The sequence below is a fragment of the Pseudomonadota bacterium genome (assembly GCA_038533575.1).
Lineage (GTDB): Bacteria > Pseudomonadota > Alphaproteobacteria > Rhodobacterales > Rhodobacteraceae > Shimia_B.
Genome location: JBCAYL010000022.1, coordinates 1 through 1,505 on the forward strand (window position 1 = coordinate 1; position 1,505 = coordinate 1,505).

The 1,505-nt window shown below is 49.2% G+C and carries 1 rRNA gene; it reads right to left on the reverse strand.

Annotated elements, in window-relative coordinates:
• Positions 1-717: ribosomal RNA gene (locus tag AAFM92_16835) — 16S ribosomal RNA — on the reverse strand; the annotation flags it as partial.
• Positions 718-1,505 lie beyond the last annotated feature (788 nt).

Below are 1,505 nucleotides of genomic sequence, written 5' to 3' on the forward strand. Positions count from 1 at the left end.
ACACGCAGTCTTTGCGAAGAAGAACAGACCAGCCAGTAACACACCGTGAGGCGGACCAACTGGCCCATTCCGAAATCCAACTACGAGCTTTTTAACTGCAGCAACTTTAAGATACGCTATTGGAGCTGGAATTACCGCGGCTGCTGGCACCAGACTTGCCCTCCAATGGGTCCTCGTTAAAGGATTTAAATTGTACTCATTCCAATTACGGGGCCTCGGAAGAGTCCCGTATTGTTATTTTTCGTCACTACCTCCATCTTCGATGATTGGGTAATTTGCGTGCCTGCTGCCTTCCTTAGATGTGGTAGCCGTTTTTAAGGCTCCCTCTCCGGAATCGAACCCTGATTCCCCGTTACCCGTCAAAACCACTGTGAGCGTCTATATCACAGTCGACAGTTGATAGGGCACACTTTCGAAGGAAATGTCGCCCGCACAAGGCGATGCGATCAGCCCAAAGTTATTCAGAGTCACCAGTATTACAGCCAAAGGCTGTTTGGTTTTGATCTAATAAAAGCATCTCTCCGTGAGTCGAGATTTTTCGCATGTATTAGCTCCAGAATTACCGCAGTTATCCAAGTAACTGCTAACATTCCAGTAGATTAAGTGTGATTTAATGAGCCATTCGCGGTTTCACCTTAGTTAGGCTTGTACTTAGACATGCATGGCTTAGCCTTTGAGACAAGCATATGCTACTGGCAGGATCAACCAGATATCTATCCGATGCAACGCGACAACGAAGGTTGTTTAGACCTACGAGCCCGTTCACAAACGACGCACACAAGCCTCCACCTGAGGCAAGAGCCAACCGACATAGTTTCTCGTCCGCTAGTGTTCTTAGACACAGTCACAAGTCGAGATGACAATCTCACGCACGAAGACTGTAACCTGCTCTGGCCCAATACAGACTCAGAGTATACTCCCCACTCAAAGGCAGGGACCCTCTGACACTGTCCGACCGATTGGAAACAGTTCCGCCGACTCGGAGACAATCCCACAAAAGTCGCAGGGTGCCTCACATATATGTATTTTCCTTGGTTATGAGGCTCCCATGTTTTTGCACCCCTCCTCATATACCCTACTTCTATGGGGCTCACCTTGGCCTCCCTAGCCCTATGGCAGAGTGCCTAATTTCAAACAGGAAAAGTAGGGAAGTAAGGAGGAGGAGGAGAGAGAGGGGGGGGGAGGAGAGAGAGGGAGGGGGGAGAGAGAGGGGGGGAGGGGGAGAGAGAAAGGAGAAAAAAAAGAAAGAAAGAAACTTTACTAGGCAAAGGCAAGCAAAAAGTGGTTTGACCCCCATTGCAGCAGCACAGATAGCCGCTGCCGTAGCACAAAGGAGGAAGGGGCGGATGATGGGGAATTGACGAGATAGCTCAGTTTGACCCACATTGCAGCAGCAGCCCTCAAAAATGAAAAAAAAATAACTCCCTAGCCCTATGGTAGAGTTCCTAAGTTTGACCCATATTGCAGCAGCACAGATAGCCGCTGCCGCAGCACAAAGGAGGAAG